This window comes from Chromohalobacter sp. HP20-39, assembly GCF_033052815.1.
Classification (GTDB): Bacteria; Pseudomonadota; Gammaproteobacteria; order Pseudomonadales; family Halomonadaceae; genus Chromohalobacter.
Genome location: NZ_JAWHTP010000335.1, coordinates 1 through 338, shown reverse-complemented (window position 1 = coordinate 338; position 338 = coordinate 1). Strand labels below are relative to the sequence as shown.

Genomic DNA, 338 nt, shown 5'->3' with positions numbered 1-338 from the left:
ACCCGCCCTGTCGAGCCGGTGCCGACTGCCCCAGATGGGGCCGCGCCAGCGGGCGCTCGCCTTGGTGAATCAGTGCACTGGCTTGTTCACCGATAAGGTCACCTGATACGTGCTAGGCGTGACAAACGGAGATCCGCTCCATGCCAGCGTCAAGCCGCCCAGAGGCAGTTGCCAGGTCTCATTGCACGCTACCGTGGCGCCCGTCGCGTTCGTGCAGACATTGGTGCCAGGACGGTGGCGCAGACCATTGAACGGATCGTTGTAGATGATCTGGTCCGTGTGCGTATCGGTAAAGGTACGGGTCACGGTAGAACCGTTCACCGCCGTAACCGTATTGC

At 61.8% G+C, this 338-nt stretch carries 1 protein-coding gene; it reads right to left on the bottom strand.

The window, feature by feature from the left end; all coding sequences use genetic code 11:
• Positions 1-69 precede the first annotated feature (69 nt).
• Positions 70-338: hypothetical protein (locus tag RVY79_RS18265; RefSeq protein ID WP_317465943.1), on the bottom strand; the 269-nt coding region annotated here is incomplete at its 5' end.